Annotated in this window: 18 protein-coding genes; 10 read left to right on the top strand and 8 right to left on the bottom strand. The window is 35.0% G+C overall.

Features of this window, described 5'->3' with window-relative positions:
- Positions 1–10 precede the first annotated feature (10 nt).
- A complete protein-coding gene (gene hemH, locus AXG55_RS06515; protein ID WP_148697322.1) occupies positions 11–1,048 on the bottom strand; it encodes a ferrochelatase in 1,038 nt (345 codons plus the stop codon).
- A 107-nt stretch (positions 1,049–1,155) separates the two neighbouring features.
- Positions 1,156–1,821 (bottom strand): hypothetical protein, encoded by a 666-nt coding sequence (locus AXG55_RS06510; protein ID WP_148697321.1) that lies wholly within the window; start codon positions 1,819–1,821, stop codon positions 1,156–1,158.
- Positions 1,822–2,211: 390 nt separating this feature from the next.
- On the opposite strand from AXG55_RS06510, the gene AXG55_RS06505 reads away from it, so the two are divergent.
- A complete protein-coding gene (locus tag AXG55_RS06505) occupies positions 2,212–3,363 on the top strand; it encodes an NAD(P)/FAD-dependent oxidoreductase (RefSeq protein ID WP_148697320.1) in 1,152 nt (383 codons plus the stop codon).
- Here the strand turns inward: AXG55_RS06505 and AXG55_RS06500 are convergent.
- The 4 genes from AXG55_RS06500 to clpP all read right to left on the bottom strand — a co-directional run bounded on the left by AXG55_RS06500 (position 3,360) and on the right by clpP (position 9,149).
- On the bottom strand, positions 3,360–4,265 hold the full coding sequence (locus tag AXG55_RS06500) for a hypothetical protein (protein ID WP_233231423.1): 906 nt from the start codon (positions 4,263–4,265) through the stop codon (positions 3,360–3,362). The genes AXG55_RS06505 and AXG55_RS06500 overlap by 4 nt on opposite strands.
- A 265-nt stretch (positions 4,266–4,530) precedes the next feature.
- Positions 4,531–6,987, bottom strand: a complete 2,457-nt coding sequence (lon, locus tag AXG55_RS06495; protein ID WP_148697319.1) for an endopeptidase La — start codon at positions 6,985–6,987, stop codon at positions 4,531–4,533.
- Positions 6,988–7,145: 158 nt separating this feature from the next.
- The gene (clpX, locus tag AXG55_RS06490; RefSeq protein WP_272866915.1) at positions 7,146–8,522 is read right to left on the bottom strand and encodes an ATP-dependent Clp protease ATP-binding subunit ClpX; all 1,377 of its coding nucleotides are present in this window, start codon (positions 8,520–8,522) and stop codon (positions 7,146–7,148) included.
- Between the two features lie 18 nt (positions 8,523–8,540).
- Entirely contained in the window at positions 8,541–9,149 is a 609-nt protein-coding gene (clpP, locus tag AXG55_RS06485; RefSeq protein ID WP_148697318.1) for an ATP-dependent Clp endopeptidase proteolytic subunit ClpP, read from the bottom strand.
- Positions 9,150–9,374: 225 nt separating this feature from the next.
- Here clpP and hemB point away from each other — a divergent pair, with 225 nt between their 5' ends.
- The 9 genes from hemB to AXG55_RS06440 all read left to right on the top strand — a co-directional run bounded on the left by hemB (position 9,375) and on the right by AXG55_RS06440 (position 18,642).
- Positions 9,375–10,388, top strand: a complete 1,014-nt coding sequence (hemB, locus tag AXG55_RS06480; RefSeq protein WP_148697317.1) for a porphobilinogen synthase — start codon at positions 9,375–9,377, stop codon at positions 10,386–10,388.
- A gap of 47 nt (positions 10,389–10,435) precedes the next feature.
- Complete coding sequence (locus AXG55_RS06475; protein WP_233231422.1) at positions 10,436–10,975, top strand: TIGR00645 family protein; 540 nt, start codon at positions 10,436–10,438, stop codon at positions 10,973–10,975.
- 72 nt (positions 10,976–11,047) lie between these two features.
- A complete protein-coding gene (locus tag AXG55_RS06470) occupies positions 11,048–11,746 on the top strand; it encodes a substrate-binding periplasmic protein (RefSeq protein WP_148697316.1) in 699 nt (232 codons plus the stop codon).
- Positions 11,747–11,839: 93 nt separating this feature from the next.
- Positions 11,840–13,819 (top strand): DNA mismatch repair endonuclease MutL, encoded by a 1,980-nt coding sequence (gene mutL / locus AXG55_RS06465; RefSeq protein WP_148697315.1) that lies wholly within the window; start codon positions 11,840–11,842, stop codon positions 13,817–13,819.
- Positions 13,801–14,823: a tRNA (adenosine(37)-N6)-dimethylallyltransferase MiaA gene (miaA, locus tag AXG55_RS06460; RefSeq protein WP_148697314.1), complete on the top strand. Its 1,023-nt coding sequence runs from the start codon at positions 13,801–13,803 to the stop codon at positions 14,821–14,823. The genes mutL and miaA overlap by 19 nt, the downstream gene beginning before the upstream one ends.
- An 89-nt stretch (positions 14,824–14,912) precedes the next feature.
- A complete protein-coding gene (lexA, locus tag AXG55_RS06455; RefSeq protein WP_233231421.1) occupies positions 14,913–15,710 on the top strand; it encodes a transcriptional repressor LexA in 798 nt (265 codons plus the stop codon).
- A 359-nt stretch (positions 15,711–16,069) separates the two neighbouring features.
- On the top strand, positions 16,070–17,023 hold the full coding sequence (locus AXG55_RS06450; RefSeq protein ID WP_148697312.1) for an ABC transporter substrate-binding protein: 954 nt from the start codon (positions 16,070–16,072) through the stop codon (positions 17,021–17,023).
- Positions 17,024–17,104: 81 nt separating this feature from the next.
- Complete coding sequence (locus tag AXG55_RS06445; protein ID WP_148697311.1) at positions 17,105–17,965, top strand: ABC transporter permease; 861 nt, start codon at positions 17,105–17,107, stop codon at positions 17,963–17,965.
- Positions 17,965–18,642, top strand: coding sequence for an ATP-binding cassette domain-containing protein (locus AXG55_RS06440; RefSeq protein WP_148697310.1), 678 nt, complete (start codon positions 17,965–17,967; stop codon positions 18,640–18,642). The genes AXG55_RS06445 and AXG55_RS06440 overlap by 1 nt, the downstream gene beginning before the upstream one ends.
- Before the next feature lie 39 nt (positions 18,643–18,681).
- Here AXG55_RS06440 and AXG55_RS06435 read toward each other — a convergent pair whose 3' ends face one another.
- Positions 18,682–19,197, bottom strand: coding sequence for a hypothetical protein (locus AXG55_RS06435; RefSeq protein WP_148697309.1), 516 nt, complete (start codon positions 19,195–19,197; stop codon positions 18,682–18,684).
- 87 nt (positions 19,198–19,284) lie between these two features.
- The gene (locus tag AXG55_RS06430) at positions 19,285–20,937 is read right to left on the bottom strand and encodes an LVIVD repeat-containing protein (RefSeq protein ID WP_148697308.1); all 1,653 of its coding nucleotides are present in this window, start codon (positions 20,935–20,937) and stop codon (positions 19,285–19,287) included.
- Between the last annotated feature and the right edge of the window lie 18 nt (positions 20,938–20,955).

The following is a 20,955-nucleotide window of genomic DNA, read 5'->3' as shown; positions in this document are numbered from 1 at the left end:
TGAAAACATATTAACGGGCTGCACTTTGAATCATTTTTGCCACCACATCGGACCAATAGGGGTGAGAATTTAAAGAAGGAACCAAAGTTAAGTCCTCTCCTCCTAAAGAAAGCCACTGTTCCTTGGCGCGAATTTTAATTTCTTCCAACGTTTCAAGACAATCAGCTACAAACGCAGGACACATAACCGCAATCCGCTTCACGCCTTTTTGCGCCAATTCGGGCAAAACAAGATCGGTATAGGGCTTTATCCAAGGGCTTTTGCCTAATCTTGATTGAAAAGAAGTGGTATAACCCTCCTTAGATAATCCTAAACTCTTTACAATCGCTTTTGTCGTAGCGTAACATTGCGCTCTGTAGCAATAAGAATTTGCATGCACTATTTTGTCACAACATTTAATATCTGCAAGACAGTATTTTCCATGAGATTGATCGGATTTTTTGACGTGTCTTTCGGGCAATCCATGATAACTAAACAAAACAAAATCGGGCTGAAATTCATTTAATAAAGGTGTTGCTACTTGAGAAAAACTTTCTATAAATCCAGGATGATTATAAAAAGAAGGAACGTAAACAAGGGGCGGAACGTTCCACATTTTATTAGCAATTTCTCCTACTTTTTCAAAAACAGTTCCCGTTGCAGCAGATGAATATTGAGGAAAAAGTGGGAAAACAACTATTTTATTTACACCCTTGGCAATTAAATTTTTTATAGCTGTTTCAAGAGACGGATTTTGATAGCGCATACACACTTCGATAAAATAATGATCACCTAATATTTCTGATACATTTTTCCCCAAACTTTGGCTGTGAATCATTAAAGGGGAACCCTCGGGGAGCCAAACTGTTTTATAAGCATGAGCCGATTTTGAACTTCGAAAGGGTAAAATAATCAGACGTAGAAGTAAAAATCGAGCAAAGGCAGGAATATCAATGACTCTAGGATCGGAGAGAAATTCTTTTAGATATCGCCTCACCGCCGAGGTTTCAGGAGCATCGGGAGTGCCCACATTTACCAAAAGCACACCTATTTTCTGATTTAAGTCCATTTTGAATCCTGCTTTAAATTGATGATGATAACAATAAACACACCTTTAATTAAACAAAGGTGTGTCTTTCAATTAACACAGGTAAAATAGGGTGCCAATAGTATGAATTATAACTTAAATTCAATGATCGCGTTTATGGAGTTTTCTTGAGCTGAAATGAGCTTATCATAGTCATCATATTTGCTTTTTACAGAAAAATATCTTTGGTTGAACGTATATCCCGCACCAATGCTGATGTCTTCAGCAATTCGATAACTACCTACGGCAGTAAAACCGAAATAGCAGCAACTGAGATAATCAGCATCAACGTCGGAAGTATTTAATGCTTTTTTATTATAATATTGTATCATACTAATACCAAGATTTACAACAGTAACAAGTTCAAAATCTTTTGATAAATTAAATTTCGCACCACCGCGAATCACGGCCGATAAATCACCTATTGCAAGATTGAGATACTGGTTATTCGAAGGTTCATTCCTGCCTGAAGCATATAAAAAGTTAGCACCGCCACCAACGACAGGAGCAATCAAACCACTGCCAAATGATGTATAAAAATCCACTCCCAAATTATACCCGGTCATATTTGGAATTTGAAAGGCATAGTCGTTTGCCTTTTGAAACCCGGTGAGGCTTGAGTATCCCCCGCTTATGATAACATCAAAATCACTTTCTGAATTTTGGTTATTATTAGTTACTTTTGTCTCTTCGGCATAAACATTTGATGCCATAAAACAAGCACTCAAAACAGAAAGGAATACTTTAATTTTCATGTTAATCTCCCATTAAAATTAAAAAAAAATTTATAATTAAATTATTTTGTTTCTTCATTTTTTTATAAAGATGAAGAAACAATTTATATAATTATAAAATAATAATATTTCAAATAATTTGTTTCATTTTTTAAATAATAATATTTTCTAATAACTAGCATAAAATATCTATATCCTATGTAATGAATGCTTAATAAAACGGCAAACCATAGAGCTTTTCGTTTTTAAAGCTATTTATTTTCAAATTGAATACAATTTATTTCATTCAAATTGAATTGAATATATTTTAAAAAATGATAAATTACATTTTTAAACTCTTTCTTATCGAATTTATAAAATATCTTATTTTTATTTTAAATATAAATAAGGAGCAATTAGGAGAAAAATAAAATGACTCAAGAAATTTTTCACAACGACGTTATTATTATCGGAGCAGGCGTAATAGGGTTATCAATTGCGGCACATATTGCAAAAATGTATCCCAAAAAATCGGTCGCACTGTTGGAAAATCACGATGGATTTGGTAGGGAAACATCCTCACGAAATAGTGAAGTTATTCATGCTGGAATTTACTATAATAAAAATTCATTAAAAGCTAAATATTGTATAAAAGGAAAAAAATTATTATATGATTTTTGTAAAGAATATTCTATTCCTCACTTAATGTGTGGGAAATATATTGTAAGCACTTCCGAAGAACAGAATGCCGCTCTATTTCAATTGCAAAAAAAAGCAGCAGATAATGGTGTCAATCTTGAATTACTGTCGACACAGCAACTTAACAAAGAAGCAAAATTAAGCCATTTTAAAAATGCGCTTTATTCACCAGAAACAGGAATTTTTGATAGCCATAAATTTTTACAAACACTAGAAAGAATGGCAAAAGAAAATAATGTATTTCTTGCCTACAAAAATTCATTTCAAAAAATTCTAGAAGTGAATAAGGATCATATTCTTTTTGAAGCCCATGATGAATATAAAAACTCCTACTATATGAAATGTCAATATTTTATAAATGCAGGTGGTCTTTCCTCTGCAAAAATTGCCAATCAATTTTATCCTAATGAAATCTATAAAAACAAGGCATGTCGGGGACGTTATTATTCGCTATCTTCAAAATACAATCACTATTTTGATAAACTTATTTATCCCCTTCCCGATAAAGATTGTGTTGGTATACATACAACAATGGAACTCGACGGAAAAGTAAAATTAGGTCCCGATTCCGATTGGACATTTGCCGAATCTCATGAAGCAAACGATCCCTCATTATGTCAATTTTTTGATAAAGAAGATAATGTAAAAAATATATTTTTTAATGAAGGTAAAAAGCTAATTCCTTCGCTTGAATTCAATGATTTAACTCAAAATTATATTGGGATACGACCTAAACTCTTTATAAATAATAAAGAGGAAGAAGATTTTCATATTTTAAAAATAGAAAATGGAAATTCACAATCCATTCATTTATTAGGATTTGAATCTCCAGGTCTCACATCTTCCTTAGCTGTCGGTGAGGATATTGCGAAAAGTTTGAATTAAAGAGTTGCTTCTCGAGATGAAGTTGGAGCACTTTTGCCCGCTGGAGGCATGCCTGGAATTGCGAAATGATAAATTCTTCTATTACCATTTAAATCTTCTAAAATAAGTTCGGAATCAGAATAATATCCTATTTTTATATCTTCTACAATTTGGACATTATTTGAACTTCCTGCTGCATTGACTACATTATTAATTCCTAATCCCCAAAAATGATGACCTTGAAATGTGGGGTTGTAGTTTACAGCACAAGTTCCACTTAAATTTGCTCTGTAAACGAGACGTACATTCATATATCCACGAGTTGCGGTCAAAATAGATTTTACAGACTCTCCGGGTTGTAATAATACAGTAACACCAGAAGAAGAACCTACAGTAACAGATTTACTATTAGAACCTCCTTTTCCCCAAGTTTGTTCAAACCCAAAACTTGTTTCACCGCCACCTCCTGTTCCTAAAAAAGAAACATTATAACTAATAGACTGTCCAAAACTTACACTAGAACTATTATTCCAATTGCTTTCAACTGTATTTGAAACTTCTTCCGAAATACTCACATCAAATGTTCCTGCAACACTGCTATTGTTTTTAAATGTTTGCGTTTTTACTATGGAAGGTTCTGAGGTGATTTCCGCTATAGTTGAACTTGCCACAGTCAAATTAGTTTGAGTTTGAGGCCAGCCATAAGTTTTATATAAATCGCCCCATGGAGTAGGACTATGTAAATAGGCATCATTTGGATTTTTACCAAAATATTTCCCTACAGCATTTTTTAAATCTGCATCACTACCAATATTAAATGAATATCTTTCTGAATCTGTGATAATATGAAATTCAGAACCCTCAGCATATACGCTAGAATTTTGCATGTTTGAACCAGCTCTAATTCTGACTGATATTGACATAGTGAATTTCCTTTCAAAAAAGTTTTCAAATGGCAGAAAAGCCAAAGGGAACATAAATTATTACTATATTTTATTCAACCTCAATAATTTACATGTTTATATGCTTAAATTTAATGGTTTTCTATGCATATATTTATTTTAAAAAAGAAGAATCAGTATATTTTTAAATAAATTTATTCTCCAATTTAAAAAATTTAATATTAAAATTTATAGTAATATTTTTTTTGTAAAATATAATTCAGAGACTTTTTATTTTAATGATTAATTATCCATCAATACTTGATATATTTTCATTATTTAATAAATCAATATCTTTTACATTTTGATTTTTTTCAACATTTTCATGATCAGTCCCTTGATCAAAGCACTCTTTGATCACATCCTCTAAAGTAGAGACAAAACGCACATCAATTCTTCTTCGAATTGTTAAAGGCAATTCTGCAAAAGAACCTTTATTTTTTTCAGGAAGACAAACTTTGCGAATCCCTGCTCTTAGCGCGGCTAATACTTTTTCACGCACACCACCAATCGGCAATACACGACCATGCAACGTAATTTCTCCTGTCACAGCTACATCTTGGCGCACCGTCTTATTTGAAAAAGCAGAAACCAAAGCAACAGCTATAGCAATACCGGCACTGGGTCCATCCTTAGGAATCGCTCCTGCAGGAACATGCAAATGAATGTCCTGATTTGTAAAAAGATCCCCATCGATTTGAAAGTGCGCTGCTAAACTGCGCACACAACTTAAAGCTGTTTGTGCCGATTCTTTCATCACATCTCCAAGCTGTCCCGTTAATGTCAGCTTTCCAGAGCCTTTCATAAGTTTAACTTCAAGTTGTAAAATTTCACCACCGGCTTGTGTATATGCAAGCCCTACGCCCACGCCCACTCTTTGTTTGTAAATATCGTGATCATCATTAAAGTAACGTTCTTCACCCAGCAATTCTTTAGCCATTTTAGCCGTTACTTTAACAAGCTTGCGATCTTTTCCTTTTTCATCATTTTCTGCAATATACCGTGCCAATTTTCTTGTAATAGTTGCAATATGCTTCTCTAAACTTCTCAATCCTGACTCTCTGGTATAAGCATTGATAACTAAATTCACAGCCGTATCTTGAAATTGAACTAATTCCGTGTTCAATCCATTTTGTTCTATGACTTTTGGAATAATATACTGCCGCGTGATCTCCGTTTTTTCTTCTTCGCTATAACCGCTGACCTCAATTATTTCTAACCGATCACGTAGCGCCGCTGGAATCGTATCCAACCTGTTGGCATTAGCTAAAAATATAATTTGGCTTAAATCAAAGGGAACAGAGATATAGTGATCGGAAAATGTATGATTTTGTTCTGGGTCAAGAACTTCAAGAAGAGCACTGGCAGGGTCGCCTTTATAATCAGATCCAAGTTTATCAATTTCATCAAGCATCATGACAGGATTGCGCGTTCCCACAGTCTTCAAAGTTTGAATAATTCTTCCCGGCATGGCTCCAACATAAGTTCTGCGATGTCCTCTAATTTCTGCTTCATCACGAACTCCGCCTAAACTAATGCGAACAAACTTTCTGCCAAGGGCTCTCGCAATGCTTCGTCCTAAGCTTGTTTTACCCACTCCAGGTGGCCCAACAAAACAAAGGATAGGTCCTTTGAGTTCCGGATTTAATTTTTTAACCGCAATATATTCTAAAATACGATCTTTTATTTTATCTAAGCCATAATGATCTTCATCTAGAATTTTCTTACAGTGCGACATATCAATTTTTGTTTCACTGATTTTAACCCATGGAATATCAATCATCCATTCTAAATACGTACGCGTTAGCGTCGCTTCACTGGAATCTTGATTCATGCGTTCTAAACGCCGCGCTTGTTTTAAACACTCGGTTTGTGCTTCGGGAGTCATACCTGCTTTTAGTATTTTATCTTTTAAATCTTCAATTTCTTCTTTTCCATCAAGCTCACCGAGTTCATGCTTTAAAGCTTTCAGTTGTTCCCTTAAATATTGTTCCCTTTGACTTTTTACGGATTCTTCTTTTGACTGATTAAAACTACGCGACTGATAATTATAAGATTCAAGTTCACGCAATAATAATGTATGTACTTTCCTTAGGCGCTCAAAAGGATCTGAAGTGGCTAAAACTTTCTGTGCTTCAACAATTTTTAATCCTAAATTACTTGCCACTAAGTTCGCCAAACGACCCACATCGGTCACATCTTCAATAAGCATTAATAAATCAGGAGAAATGGAACGCCCTAACGGAACAATTTTTTCGAGTTGTTCCTTTACAGAACGACAAAGTGCTTCGCCTTCCTGTGAACTTTCTTTATCTAATAAGAGCTTCATGCTAACAACGGGATAAGGATCGGATTGCTTTAAACCTAAAATCATGGCGCGAGAGACGCCTTGAATTAATACTTTTGTCCGTCCATCGGGAAGTTTACGCGTCCGCATCACCGTAGCCACAGTGCCAACATCATAGACATCAAAGGGGGGAGGCGTTGAAACACGGAGCTCAAAGAAGGCATCATGCTCTCTATTGATTTCAGAGCGAAAAGCGGAAAGAAAAATAAAGCGATCTTTAGCACACGCCGCTTCCACTGCCCGCATACAGATGTCTTCTGACACAAAAACAGGCAATATCATTTGTGGAAATACCACAATATCTTTTAAAGGTAATAAAGGAAGACAATCTGCTACTTTATCAATTCCTTGCGACATAACATAAATCCCTCGACTGCTTTATCCTTTTCTATTTTTTATATTCACTTATTTATTTTTACAGAAATTGATAAAGCTTGTGAGTCGCAAAAATGGCAGGACATAGAGGAAAATTTTTCAGAGTTGAAAAATTTACACGCAAAAAAATAATTAAAAAATTATTTTTTTGCGGAGGATTTTGCTTTTGCTGCGGTTGTTGAAGCCGTATTTGAAACAGTAGATTGAGCACGCGCTCTTTGTTCTTGTCTCTGTTGAACTTCTTCATCAGTTAATAAAACACGATCGGGCATTTTTCCTTCACGAATACATTCCGGAGTGACAATAATTTGCTTGACGTTACGTTGTCCTGGAATATCAAACATGGTTTCAAGCATGACGTCTTCCAGAATGGCGCGCAAACCACGAGCACCCGTCTTACGTTTAATGGCTTCCTGAGACACAGCCGTTAATGCTTCGGGGGTAAATTCTAAAGCAACACGCTCATAACTAAACAACTTTTGAAATTGTTTAATAATAGAGTTTTTAGGCTGCGTTAAAACCTGCACAAGAGCCGATTCATCCAACTCAGCTAAAGTAACAATAACAGGCAAACGTCCCATAAATTCGGGAATCATGCCAAATTTCAATAAGTCTTCAACACGTACTTTCGCAAAAAGATCGGTTACAGACATTTTTGATTTATTTTTAATGTCGGCACCAAAGCCCATAGCCGTTTGTTCCATTCGATTACGGATGATTTCTTCAAGTCCCGCAAAAGCACCGCCGCAAATAAATAGAATATTTGTGGTATCAACCTGCAAAAACTCTTGTTGAGGGTGTTTGCGCCCCCCACGAGGAGGGACATTGGCAACAGTACCTTCTAAAAGTTTTAATAAGGCTTGTTGCACGCCCTCACCAGAAACATCTCTGGTAATTGAAGTATTTTCACCTTTACGGGCGATTTTGTCGATTTCATCGACGTAGGCAATGCCTTTTTGCGCTTGCTCGACATCGAATTCGGCCGCTTGCAGAAGATTGAGTATAATATTTTCAACATCTTCACCAACATAACCGGCTTCTGTTAGGTTTGTTGCATCGGCAATAGTAAAAGGAACTTGTAAAATGCGCGCCATACTCTGAGCAAGTAAGGTTTTACCAGAACCCGTAGGACCAATTAGCAAAATGTTACTTTTTGCTAATTCTACATCTTCTTTATTTGCATTTGAACCATGCTCTATACGTTTATAATGGTTATGAACAGCAACAGAAAGTACTTTTTTAGCTCTTTCTTGTCCAATGACATATTCATCTAGAACTTTTTTAATTTCGTTTGGACTAGGAACACCTTCCGCGATTTGGTTAGCATCATCCTTTTCCATTTCCTCCGCAATAATTTCATTACAGAGTTCAATACATTCATCGCATATGTAAACATTAGGTCCAGCAATCAATTTTTTAACTTCTCTTTGGCTTTTTCCACAAAAGCTACAATGAAGTCCATGTGAGCTGCCAGAGCCGCCGCGTCCAGATGAAAATTTCATTCGATTTTTAATCATAACAGTTCACTACCTTTATCACAGACCTGTAAAAGCAACTCGGTCAGACCTCGGCATTAAAATATCGTCAACCAAGCCATACTCCTTAGCTTCCGCCGCGGACATAAAGAAATCTCTATCCGCATCAGCTTCAATTTCAGAAACTTTTTTTCCTGTATGAGCGGCTAATATTTCAGTTAATCGCTTTTTAAGGGAAATAATTTCTTTGGCTTGAATCGCAATATCCGTAGCTTGTCCACCCGCTCCACCATGGGGTTGATGAATCATGACACGGCTATTGGGGAGAGCAAAGCGCTTCCCTTTGGCTCCCGCTGAGAGCAACAAGGCACCCATACTCGCACATTGCCCCACACAAAAAGTACGTACTTGCGGACGAATCACTTGCATGGCATCGTAAATTGCTAAACCCGCAGTCACACTCCCACCTGGGCTATTAATATAAAAACTAATATCCTTTTCAGGATCTTGAGATTCAAGAAAAAGAAGTTGCGCAACAATCAAGTTTGCCACTTCGTCATATACGGGAGTACCTAAAAATACAATACGATCTTTCAGAAGGCGCGACCACACATCGTAAGAACGTTCTCCGCGATTGGTTTGCTCAACAACTATAGGAACAAGTGGCATAGATCTTCTCCAAAGGATGTGTAGTGATCACATGTTAATCTCACTAAGCATTAGTAAATATAACCTATAGGGGCTATTCCTGCAAAGATAGAACAAAAAAACTTTATGGAGCAGGTTGTAAAATACTTGCTTCACAAACTCCTAATGATCATACTTATCGTGCTTCGCCAGATTCAGCAATCTAGGTCGAAAACACATTTAAAACGCAATAAAATGGAGCAATAAATGTCTCATTATCAATTATTTCCAGATCTTAAAATTGGAAACGCGCATATCCGTCCCCGTCGTCTGCGTAAAAATGCGCAAATTCGCTCCTTGGTTCAAGAATATCAATTGCTCAAATCCGATCTTATTTATCCCCTATTTGTTTCAGAAAAGGGTACAAGTCGTTACGATATTCCGAGCCTTCCCGGTATTTCAAGAATTCCTTTTGATGAACTATCTGCTGAAATAAAACAAATTCAAGACCTAGGAATTCATGGTATCATGCTCTTTCCTGTTACAGATAAAAACAAAAAAGATCCTTTTGGCAAAGAGTCTTATAATCCCGATGGACTTATGCAATGTACCATTCGAAAAATAAAAGAAATCGCTCCTGAAATTATTTTATTTGCAGATATAGCCTTAGATCCCTTTACCACTCATGGACACGATGGAATTATTCATGAAAATGGTGAGGTTTTAAATGACGAAACAGTAGAAGCCCTTTGCATGCAATCCTTGTCCTATGCCGCATGCGGTGTGGACTTTGTTTGCCCAAGCGACATGATGGACGGCCGCATTGGAGCTATACGTTATGCACTTGATAAAGAGGGTTATATTGGAACAAGTATTTTATCCTATAGTGCCAAATTTGCTTCTGCTTTTTATGGTCCGTTCCGTGAAGCTATTGCATCGGGCGCAAGAGGGTTAGATAAAAAAACATATCAATTAAATCCTTGTAATGCCCGGGAAGGAATTCGAGAAGCACAGCTTGATATTGAAGAAGGTGCTGATATGATCATGATTAAACCAGGTATGCCCTACTTGGATATCGTAGCAAAAATAAAAGCTCAATGTGAAGTTCCCATTGCTATTTATCAAGTGAGTGGTGAATATGCGATGTTAAAAAATGCGGCGCAGCAAAATATTATTGATGAAAAATCAGCTGTATTTGAATCACTTATTGCAATGAAAAGAGCCGGCGCCGACTTAATTGTTACGTATTACGCAAAGTGGGTGTGCGAGCATATTTTATAATTGATGAATTTATTTTATTGAATTTTTATTTAGGATTAAAGTAACAAATGGAACAGCAAAAAAAATTGTACACAGCAAGAATGAAATTTGAAATGGGTTTAGAATACGTCATATTTGCAAGTAGATGGTTACAAGCGCCGCTTTATTTTGGATTAATAGTCGTGCAAATTATTTACTCGTATAAATTTATAAAGGAGCTCATTCATATTGTTGCTTCTACAAATACTTTTACAGAGCAACAATTAATACTTGGCATACTGTCTCTTGTTGATTTCACAATGGTGGCCAATCTGATTGCCATGGTTATTATTGGGGGTTATGCAACATTTGTAAGTAAACTCAATTTGGATAACCATGATGACAAACCAGACTGGCTCGATCATATCGATCCCGGTACTATAAAAGTAAAACTTGCCAGCTCCTTAATAGGCATTTCCAGTATTCACTTGCTCCGTTCCTTTATTGACATTTCTGAAGTTAATTTTGAAACTATAAAATGGCAAATTATTATACATATGACATTTATTGCTTCTACTGTATTCTTAGCTTTAAGCGAATATATTATGTCAAAAAAACATGCTCATTAATTATTCTTTGACAGACCAAATGTGTTAACCTAAAAAGAGATTTTTGAATTTAGACATTTTTTTAGGTGGTTTATGAAAAATTTTTTAATAATAGTTTGTATTTTCATGAATAGCGTTACTTTACCCTGCTTTGCCGAAGTCATTACAGGATATACAGAAGAACTTCCTGGTCTTGTAGAAATTGATGGAGATAATTTCAAAGGTACCGCTATCGATAAAGTTAAAAAAATATTTAAAAAAGCCAATTTAAAAGAAGAAATTCAAATCACGCCTTGGGCAAGAAGTTATGAAATGGTGAAAAGAAAGAAAAACCATTTTATTTTCCCCATGGCCAAAAATGCAGAAAGAGAAAAACATTTTAAATTCGTCACCGTTTTATTTAAAGTAGATACTTATGTTTATCAAAGAAACAATACTGAATTTAAAATATACAATTTAAATGATTTAAAAAACCTTTCCATATGTGTTGTAAGAAATGACGTTAGAGATCAATATTTATCAGAACGTCAATTTTCAAAATTGGTTCGATATCCCGACCAAGAATCCGCAATGAAAGGGCTTATAACAAGTGATTGTGATGCTGCTCTTATGGCTGAAAATATTGAGTTTCTTTGGAAAAAGCATCTACATGAAGATATTAAAGGAGTTGTTAAAAAGAGTTATTTAGTAAAAGAAATTAATGGTGACAGATACTTGTCTTTTAATAAAGACACCGATCCTGAAATAATTGAAAGAGTGAGTAAAGCGGCTAAAGATTTAAAAATCAACTAAACAATGTAATTTATACTCCTCCAATTTTTCTGTATTTATCTGTTAATTTAATAAAATTTAAAAATTAAAAAAGAAAATTTTGGAGCTCATTTTGTGCAACTATTAGAAATAAAAAAATTACCAGAGCATCTTATCAATCAAATTAAAGCAGGAGAAGTGGTTGAACGACCATATAATGTTGTAAAAGAACTAGTTGAAAATGCTGTCGATGCCAAAGCCTCACAATTGCATATCGAACTACTAGATGGAGGCAAACAGCTTATCCGTATCACAGATAACGGTATTGGAATTGCTTCCTCACAACTCTTTACAGCTTTAGAAAGACATGCCACAAGCAAAATAAATAAATTTGAAGATCTTGAAAAGTTAGCAAGCTTTGGTTTTCGCGGAGAAGCTCTGCCAAGCATTGCATCCATTTGTCATTTCACTATAAAATCGAGGCCTGCTTCACAAGAAGTAGGCAAAGAGATTCATATTCAATATGGTAAAAAATCTTCGGAAAAAGACTTATCCATGCCCTGCGGAACTGTTGTTCAAATAAAAGATTTATTTAGCAATGTCCCTGTCCGTTTAAAATTTTTAAAATCAACTGCAACAGAATTCACGCACATTCATGATTTTTTAACCGCTATGGCTTTTGCAAATCCTCATATTTCTTTTCGCTTTTCACATAATGGCAGAGATGTCTTTTTTTATCATGCTAAAAAGAATTTAAATGAAAGATTTATTGAAATAGTAGGATTAGATTCAAAAGAATATACTGAAGTTAATTATTCAAGGGGTACTTTTAAAATTACAGGATTTGCAGGCTTGCCCTCTGCAGCTAAAACAACACCGAGTTACTTTATTACTTTTGTAAATGGTCGTTACGTTAAAGATAAAATTGTGCGTTCGGGAATATTACAAGGCTATCAAGGTCTTCTCACAAAAGGACTCATTTCACCTGCTCTCATTTTTACAGAGGTTGATCCTTCCTGGGTCGATGTCAATGCACACCCTTCAAAAACAGAAATTCGTTTTTATGACGCTTCTTCTATTCAAGAACTTGTTTCTATTGGAATTCAAAATGCTGTTAAAGAATCCGTTCATAAATACTCCAAACCAAATCTGGAATCAAATGTTTTAAAAAATGAAGATGAACCTAAAAGAAATTCATTTGAAAATAATTGCTTTTCACATTCTCCTTCAAAATTTTCTCAGCCAGAAATAAAAAATTTCAATATTAAAGAGTCTTTTAAAGCTCCAATTAATGTAAAGCAAGAAATTAATTCACCAACAAAATATTCATATGAAAAAAAAGAGAATATAATTCAGCAAATAAAAGGCAATGCCGTTGCCAAATTAAAAACCGATGAAAAAACATATGAAAATAAACCTTTGATAATATTGCCACAAAAAGAAAATATTTTTCAATCTGCGAAATTTTTAGGACAATTTGCAAATTGCTATATTTTATTAGAAATTCAAAATGAAATGTGGATTGTAGATCAGCATGCTTTTCATGAAAGAATTTTATTTGAAGAAATTATGCAATCACATTTGTCCCATAAAGTACCAAAACAAGATTTAATTTCTCCAATTATTATTCCTTCAAATGAAATATTAACAAGCATTGTACTTGAGCAAAAAGAAAAAATATTCTCACTGGGTTTTGATATTGAAGGCTTGAAAAATGGGAGTATTGCCATTCATGCCTTTCCCAGTTTTTTAACGACACAAAAAGTACCACAAATTTTCGATGAAATCATGGCACGCATTATAGCAATTAATGGTTTGCCACAATCGGAACCTCACCCCCTCATTGAAAAGGCAAATTTAGTCACCATAGGAATTCAAGAAGAGCTGAGTTTACAACCCTCTCAAATTAAGGAACAAGATATTTATCACCTCCTTTTTGCCACCATGGCCTGCCACAATGCTGTCCGTGCAGGAGATCCTTTAAATGAAGAATTAGTGAAAAGATTGCTTGCCAGAGCAAATGATGTGGACTTTTATGCTCACTGCCCCCATGGGCGTCCGGTCATTCGAAAATTTACAAATAAGGATATTTCTGCGTGGTTTCAAAGGATTTAAATACAAATACTAATTTTTTTGCCATTGTCGTTATTGGCCCTACCGCGAGCGGGAAAACAGCTTTAGCTCATTCCCTCTCGGATCAATTAAAGAAACAGGGAATTCAAACAGAACTTGTTAACTTGGATGCATTCCAAATATTTCAGGAAGTCACCGCGGGCACAGCAAAGCCACAACGGGAGGAAATTGAAAAATATCAATATCATTGTCTCGATATCATACCGCCGCAAGGAAATCTCGATGCCAATACCTTTGCTCAAATGCTAACTAAAGATTGCCAAGATATTGCGTTAAGAGGAAATATTCCCCTTTGTGTAGGAGGGAGTGGTCTATATTTGCGTGCTTTTTTACATGGTTTGGACGATCTCCCACCACGGGATGAAAAATTCCGTGAAGAAATCAGAAATATGGGGGCAGAAAAAGGCTGGGAACATTGCCATGAAATTCTTAAAAAAATCGATCCTATCCGTGCTGCCGAATTACATCCTAACGATAAAACACGCATTGAAAGAGCACTAGAAATTTTCCATATACTAGGAAAACCCATGAGTTCCCTGCGTTCAAAAACAACGTCAATCGGAGCGCAAAGCACCCGTTTTCCTTGTTACGTTGTTCATATGGAACCTGATGATCAATTTTTAAAGGAACGGATAAAGGAACGAGTGCCCCTACTTTTCAATCAAGGTTGGCTTTTAGAAGTTCAAAATTTACTTTTAAAATATGGCGAGAATTTAAAAAATTTTCATTCCATGAAAGCTATTGGTTACAATGAAATTTTAACTTTTTTACTTGAAAGTGAGAAGAAAAAATCTATTCAAAATAATGAAATGGAAAATTTATTTGAAAAAATTAGCACTTTAACCTGGCAATATGCCAAAAAACAAAGCACATGGAATGCAAAAGAAAAAAAAGATTTCTCAGTTCATGAGTATACTCATGCTGAATTTGAACTGTTACTTAAAAATGTTTTATCTCAAATTTCTTTGCAAACGAAACAAAAATAAATTATTTACCATTGACTTCTCAAACAAGGTAAAGCTATAACTAACCATATATTAGTATGGTGCTTTGTTTCGTATTTGAGAGGCTGCCTATGTTTGAGCTCACAAAAGTCCAATTAAATGTCTTAGAATTCATTACTAAACATATGGATTCCAGTGGCATGCCGCCTACCATTCGAGAAATTGCCACTCACTTCCATTGGAAAGCCATAGGCTCAGCTCAGGATGTTATTGCCGCTCTCAGAAAAAAAGGGGTGTTACTTTCACCCGCGCCTGGTAAATCGAGGCAAATAGTTCCTACTCTTGAAGTAACAGAATATATATGCAAATTAAAAAATTCGAATTATCAACTTCTTTCTTTAAGGCAGACTAAAAAAAGTAAAAATGAAAAAGCAGCGACTAAATTAAATTCAAATAATTTCGTTACAGAAGAAAACTTATTTGTTCCCTTAGTTGGTTCTGTAAAAGCGGGGGCTCCACAAGAAGCCATCGAAAACCCTGAAGAATATATTCATTTTCCCCATTATTCTCGAGTCTCTTTATCTAAAAATAAGTTATTTGCTTTAGAAATTGATGGTTTTAGTATGATCAATGCGGGGTTTTTACCAAAAGATCTCGTTCTAGTGGAAGCACATCCCGAACCACATGATAAAGACATTGTTATAGCATCGTTACAAAATGGAGAAACAACGGTAAAAAGATTCGCTAAAAAAGACTCTCCACTCTATATAAAAAATTTGAAATATTTAACAAATTCAAATAATTGCTTTGATCCTCCCGCTATTCTTGTAGCTGAAAATCCGGAATTCTCACCCCTTCCTTTTGGATTAAATGAAGAAGATAAAATTATTGGCATTGTGCGATCTCTTTATAGAAAAAGCATTCTTTAAAGACAAAAGTTAAAATGTTTTTTAAATTGCTCTTGCCATATCAGCAAAACATAGATATGATTCACACGTCATAGTAAATGATTACAGCTTGTGTAAGTCACAAATTTTACTCATTAAAATAGACAAATGTCATATAACTTGGTACGATACGGAGCAGAGTCATGCAATCGAAATTAAGGTGTAAGTTAAACCCGCGACAACTCAAAACTTCTTCAATTTCAGCATCCTCTCTTTTTGCTTCCTATTTTGCCTATCGATTTTATTACTAAAATTCCCTAATTAAAAAAATTGAATATTTATTTAATTTATTTTACAAATACGTTTTATATTAAAAACATTTTTTGTGGAGAAATTCTATCATGAGTAAAAAAATGATATTACTCTTATTATCTCTTGTTGGCATTCTTGCTGCCGTTATTATGCTAAAACGTTCGAAACCAACGGACGATCACATCACAATTGGACTTTTGCAATTTGCATCTTTTCCCCCCTTAGACGAAGCAAAGGAAGGATTTATTGCTCAGGTTAAAAAAGATTTTGGCAATAAAGTAACAATTATTGAACAAAATGCACAGGGATCAGTGACTCAAGCACAGGCCATTGCATCAAGCTTTAAAGCAAATGGCAGTATTACGGGCTTTTATGCTATTGCCACTCCGGCTGTTCAAGCACTTAAATCTGAAATCAAAGACAGACCTATTGCCTTTGCCGCCGTGACCGATCCCGTTGGCCTCCACTTACGTGGCCCTGATTCAAATATTACAGGCGCAACAGACATGGCTGACATTGAAAAACAAATTCGGATTTTAAAAGAATTAATGCCCGATATTAAAAAAGTCGCTATTTTATACAATCCAGGGGAATCTAATTCCGTAATTTTAGTTAAAAAAATGAAGGTAGAGCTTGCAAAATATGACATTCTTTTTCAGGATAATGGTGCTAACAGCCAATCCGATGTAGCCGCAGCAACTCTGCATGCGGTACAAAATGCTCAAGCCATTTTAATTCCCACAGACAACACTATTTCCTCCGCATTCCCTATTGTGAAGCAAATTGCGGATAAAGCGAAAATTCCCTTGATCATCACATGGACGGGTGAAAAAGAAATTCCATTAATGCAATTTGGTGTTGACTATACCCAATCTGGAGTACAAGCTGCTGAATTAGTCAAACAAATGATAGCTGATGGAATTAAACCTTGGGACACCCCTCTTGTGGCTCCCAATAGCAAAGTGTTCATCAGTAGCGAAGAATTAAAGAAACACGGGATCAACCTTCCCGAGTCTTTAAAACAAGAAGTTACTTTATTGTAAATTACGCATTTTCTCCTTATTTTTGAAAATGCTTTCGTCTGCTAGAAAATAAGTAGACGAGTTTAACTAGGAATCATTGCCATGTCTTCATCTTTTTTGCCTGTTATTGTTGGAATTCTGGAACGCGGTTTTATTGGCTCATTTGTTGTCATGGCAATTTATTTGGCATCACGCATCATGAAATTCGATGATTTTAGTATTGAAGGAACTTTTGGTTTAGGCGGAGCCATCGTGGCATGGTCACTGCTTCACAATACCGATCCTTGGCTTGCTTTAATTTTAGGTATGATTTGTGGAGGATTTTCTGGTTGTATTACTGGTTTACTACATACTAAACTAGGCTTAAATAAACTGATTTCTGGTATCGTTGTAACGACAATGCTATTTTCAGTCAGCATTAATATTGCAGGAGCAAATGTTGGTCTAGGAAACGCTAAAACAATTTTTACTTTTGCACAAAATATACCTTATAGCACATTAATTATTTTATGCCTGTTTACTTTTATAACGGCTTATTTGTTTATTTGGTATATGAAAACTGAAAATGGATTTATGTTACGCTCCACAGGTATTAACGAACAATTTATCACCTCATTAGGAAAAAGTGTTCCCTTTTATATTACCTTATCACTGGTCATTGCAAATTCATTAAGCGCTTTAGCAGGTGGTGTGTTTGTTCAATATAGTGGATTTTATTCTGCATTTGGCAATGTGGGTATTTTAATTTCCGCATTAGCAGGGTGTATGATTGCCGAGCTTGTTGCGGGCAATATGTTTTTAATGGCCATATTAGGTTCCATTATTTACCAACTTATCATTGCTATTACAATAGAACTTCAAGTTGAACCCTCTTGGCAAAAATTAATTACAGGACTCCTTATCGTTGTGATCCTTGTTGTTAAGAAAATGGAAAGCAAAAAAACAAAAGGATTGAATTCATAATGATCAGAATTGAAAATATAAATATCGAATTTGGTGAATTTAAAGCATTGCAAAATATCAATTGCAGCATTAATGAAAAAGATTTTATTTTAATTTTAGGCCACAATGGCGCAGGTAAGTCCACTTTACTCGATACCATTTCTGGAAGACTCACACCTTCTTCAGGTAAAATATTTAGAAATAATACAGATATCACTTCACTTTCAGAAGCAAAAAGAGCGCGTTTTATCAGTCGCGTTTTTCAAAACACCCACATGGGCTCGGTTGCTACTATGACAGTTGCCGAAAACTTAGCTATGGCAACTTTAAAATCAAAAACGGCGGGATTTAAAAAAGCCATCCACAACTTTCCAGAATATATAGTTGAAGAAACACTTAAGCCTCTAGGATTGCGCCTTGAAGAATTACTTCAAACCCCCATCGGAAAGTTATCAGGAGGGCAAAGACAAATTATCACCATCGTCATGGCCACTCTTTGTGAACCCGATATTTTATTATTAGATGAACCGACAGCAGCCCTCGACCCGGTTTCAACAGAAAATTTATTACAATTTGTGAATAAGTTTACAAAAGAAAGAAAAATGGCAACCATGATGATCACACATGATGAACAGCGTGCCAAATTTCTTGCCAATAGAACATGGGTTTTACAAAAAGGAATTTTAAAGACTGATTAAAAAATAAGCCTCCTCGTTAAACTTTAACGAGAAGTTACTTTATTTAAAATAAAGATCTAAACCATAATTTGTGGAGTAGCAATCTCCATTATTTAAGCGCCAATCCATTCTATCCATTTGTCTTGGTCCATAGGGAGCAACAACAAAAACACATGCTTTTTTATTATTTGGAACTTGAACTAAATTTTCATCCTGACTTACCCCAGTGAATGAGTAAATAGAATTAAATGATCGTGCTACGCGGACAAGCATCCCTACTTTTTTAGTGCTATTTGGTAATACTTCAATGGCATCACTTAATTTAATTTTATTACAAGTTTCATCATAAAAATCAATATTATTTTCATAAAGACGTGCTACTTGTACTTTCCAAGAATTGATATGATCTAAATTATTTAGAGAATACCAAACGTGAATTTTTTTCATTTCATTATTTATATTAATTTCGCATAGTGGATTTTCTGTTGCCACTGACCTGGATAGAGTTTGTGCCAGGGCTTGCGCGGCTGTTAATGCGGATACTGCTGTCAAAACTACTGAATATACTAATTTCATTAGAATTCCTCCTTAAAAAAGATGATAATGATAATTATTCTCAATATCAACTTTTGTCAAGGCGTCAACTTATTGTCTAGTGTTTACTTACAACAATGAACTCGAAAGCACATAAATCCCATGATTAGAGAATGCCCAAATTAATTTTCGATCCCATTCGACATAAATACTATGAACAGGATTTGAAGGATCACTTTGCAATATTTCTTTGCCATCGGAACTCAAATAATTTCCAACCATTTTTGGAACAAAATAGGCTGTAATTTCAGGTTTTTTTGAATTTTTTAAATCAAAAATTTGGACACCCGCATTGTAAAAGGCGTAGGGTAAATAGCGCTGACTTGGAACTCCTGAATTGATAACAGCATAACCACTGCGTTTGGGACCAAAGCTCCCGCGGCGTTGGCAATAATCCGTAAAAGGTGCCTTTTTTGGAGGTTTAGGACGAGGTAACGTATATGCAATTTTAGGATCTAAAGGATTGCGCACATCGATTGCGTAAATATCTTTATAAGGCTCATAGCAGTCTTCTGCTAAAGGATAACCACTATAATAAACCATTCCAGTGGAATTTATTTTAGAGACATCGATATTATCACCAACAGTACCACTGACATTTAAAGGTAAATCTAAATGTGAAATTGTTTTCATCTGTGTTGGATTTGAAATATCGACAATGTAAAATCCAAATCCTCCCATAGCGGCATAAGCATACCGACCGCCTTTTTCAAGTTCCTTTGGAATAAAAAGCGGCATTCGTGAACCCATCCAAGTTGTTTTGTTACCGGCATGTTGATTTTTAGAATATTCCTGTTCTTCTCCTTTTTTTTGGCCTGGCACAGACCAAATTGATAATAATTTTGGACTATAAGGATTAGATACATCATAGATAAGTTGCGCTCCAGAATACAAATAAGATTTATATTCTGTATTAATATATTGATCATTTGGAGCACCTGCTACAAATAAATATTGATCACCATGATAAACGGGCACATCTTGACATCCCGATCCTTCTTGCGGCTGATCAATTCCATTAGCATGAGCATTTAAAGGAGTTTCAGACAATAGTTTCCAATGAATCCAATTAGGATCTGTCACTTCAAATATTCTAAATCCACGTAACATTTTACGTTGCTGAATAGCTTGAACTTGCTCAGGATAAAGATATTTATTCCATAATATCCCGTAACGCGGCACCTCATAACATTGCACAGCAAGAGTTTTTCCAAGTTTTTTATTATATTTTATTGTCAGGGGACCAAACTGATGCTCTCCGTTTGCAATATCAAATTTTTTATAGGCAATTAATTTTGCATTGAGTGGATCTGTAATATCAAATAAATGATACATATTTGTTTCATAATCATATAAATATTTGTTTCCTTTCCATATTAATGTTGCTTGCCAACTGTGACCGTATCCCACCACATAAGGATAAAAAGCTTCTATTTTCATATTTTTAATATATTGATTGGAATCGAGATAATTAAGACTTCCTGCAAAGGGTTTAGGCCCTTCACTATCAGGTGTCATATCGGGATGCTTAAAAATTCCAGTCAAAAAATCATAGCCCCACGAATCAGGAAGAGGCACTGGGGGTTCACCAGGAAGATTTTGAACCGCGCCCAAATAAGGTAAATGAGATTTTGAATATATTAATTTTTCAAAACTAAATAATAAGATAAAAACTAAAATTAAATATTTTTTTTCTGAAAATTTTATATTTGAATATGTCATTTGATTATTCCTTATAAG

Source organism: Silvanigrella aquatica (genome assembly GCF_001907975.1).
Lineage (GTDB): Bacteria > Bdellovibrionota_B > Oligoflexia > Silvanigrellales > Silvanigrellaceae > Silvanigrella > Silvanigrella aquatica.
Note: the sequence above shows the minus strand (reverse complement) of the source record. Positions and strands in the feature narration are given on the sequence as shown.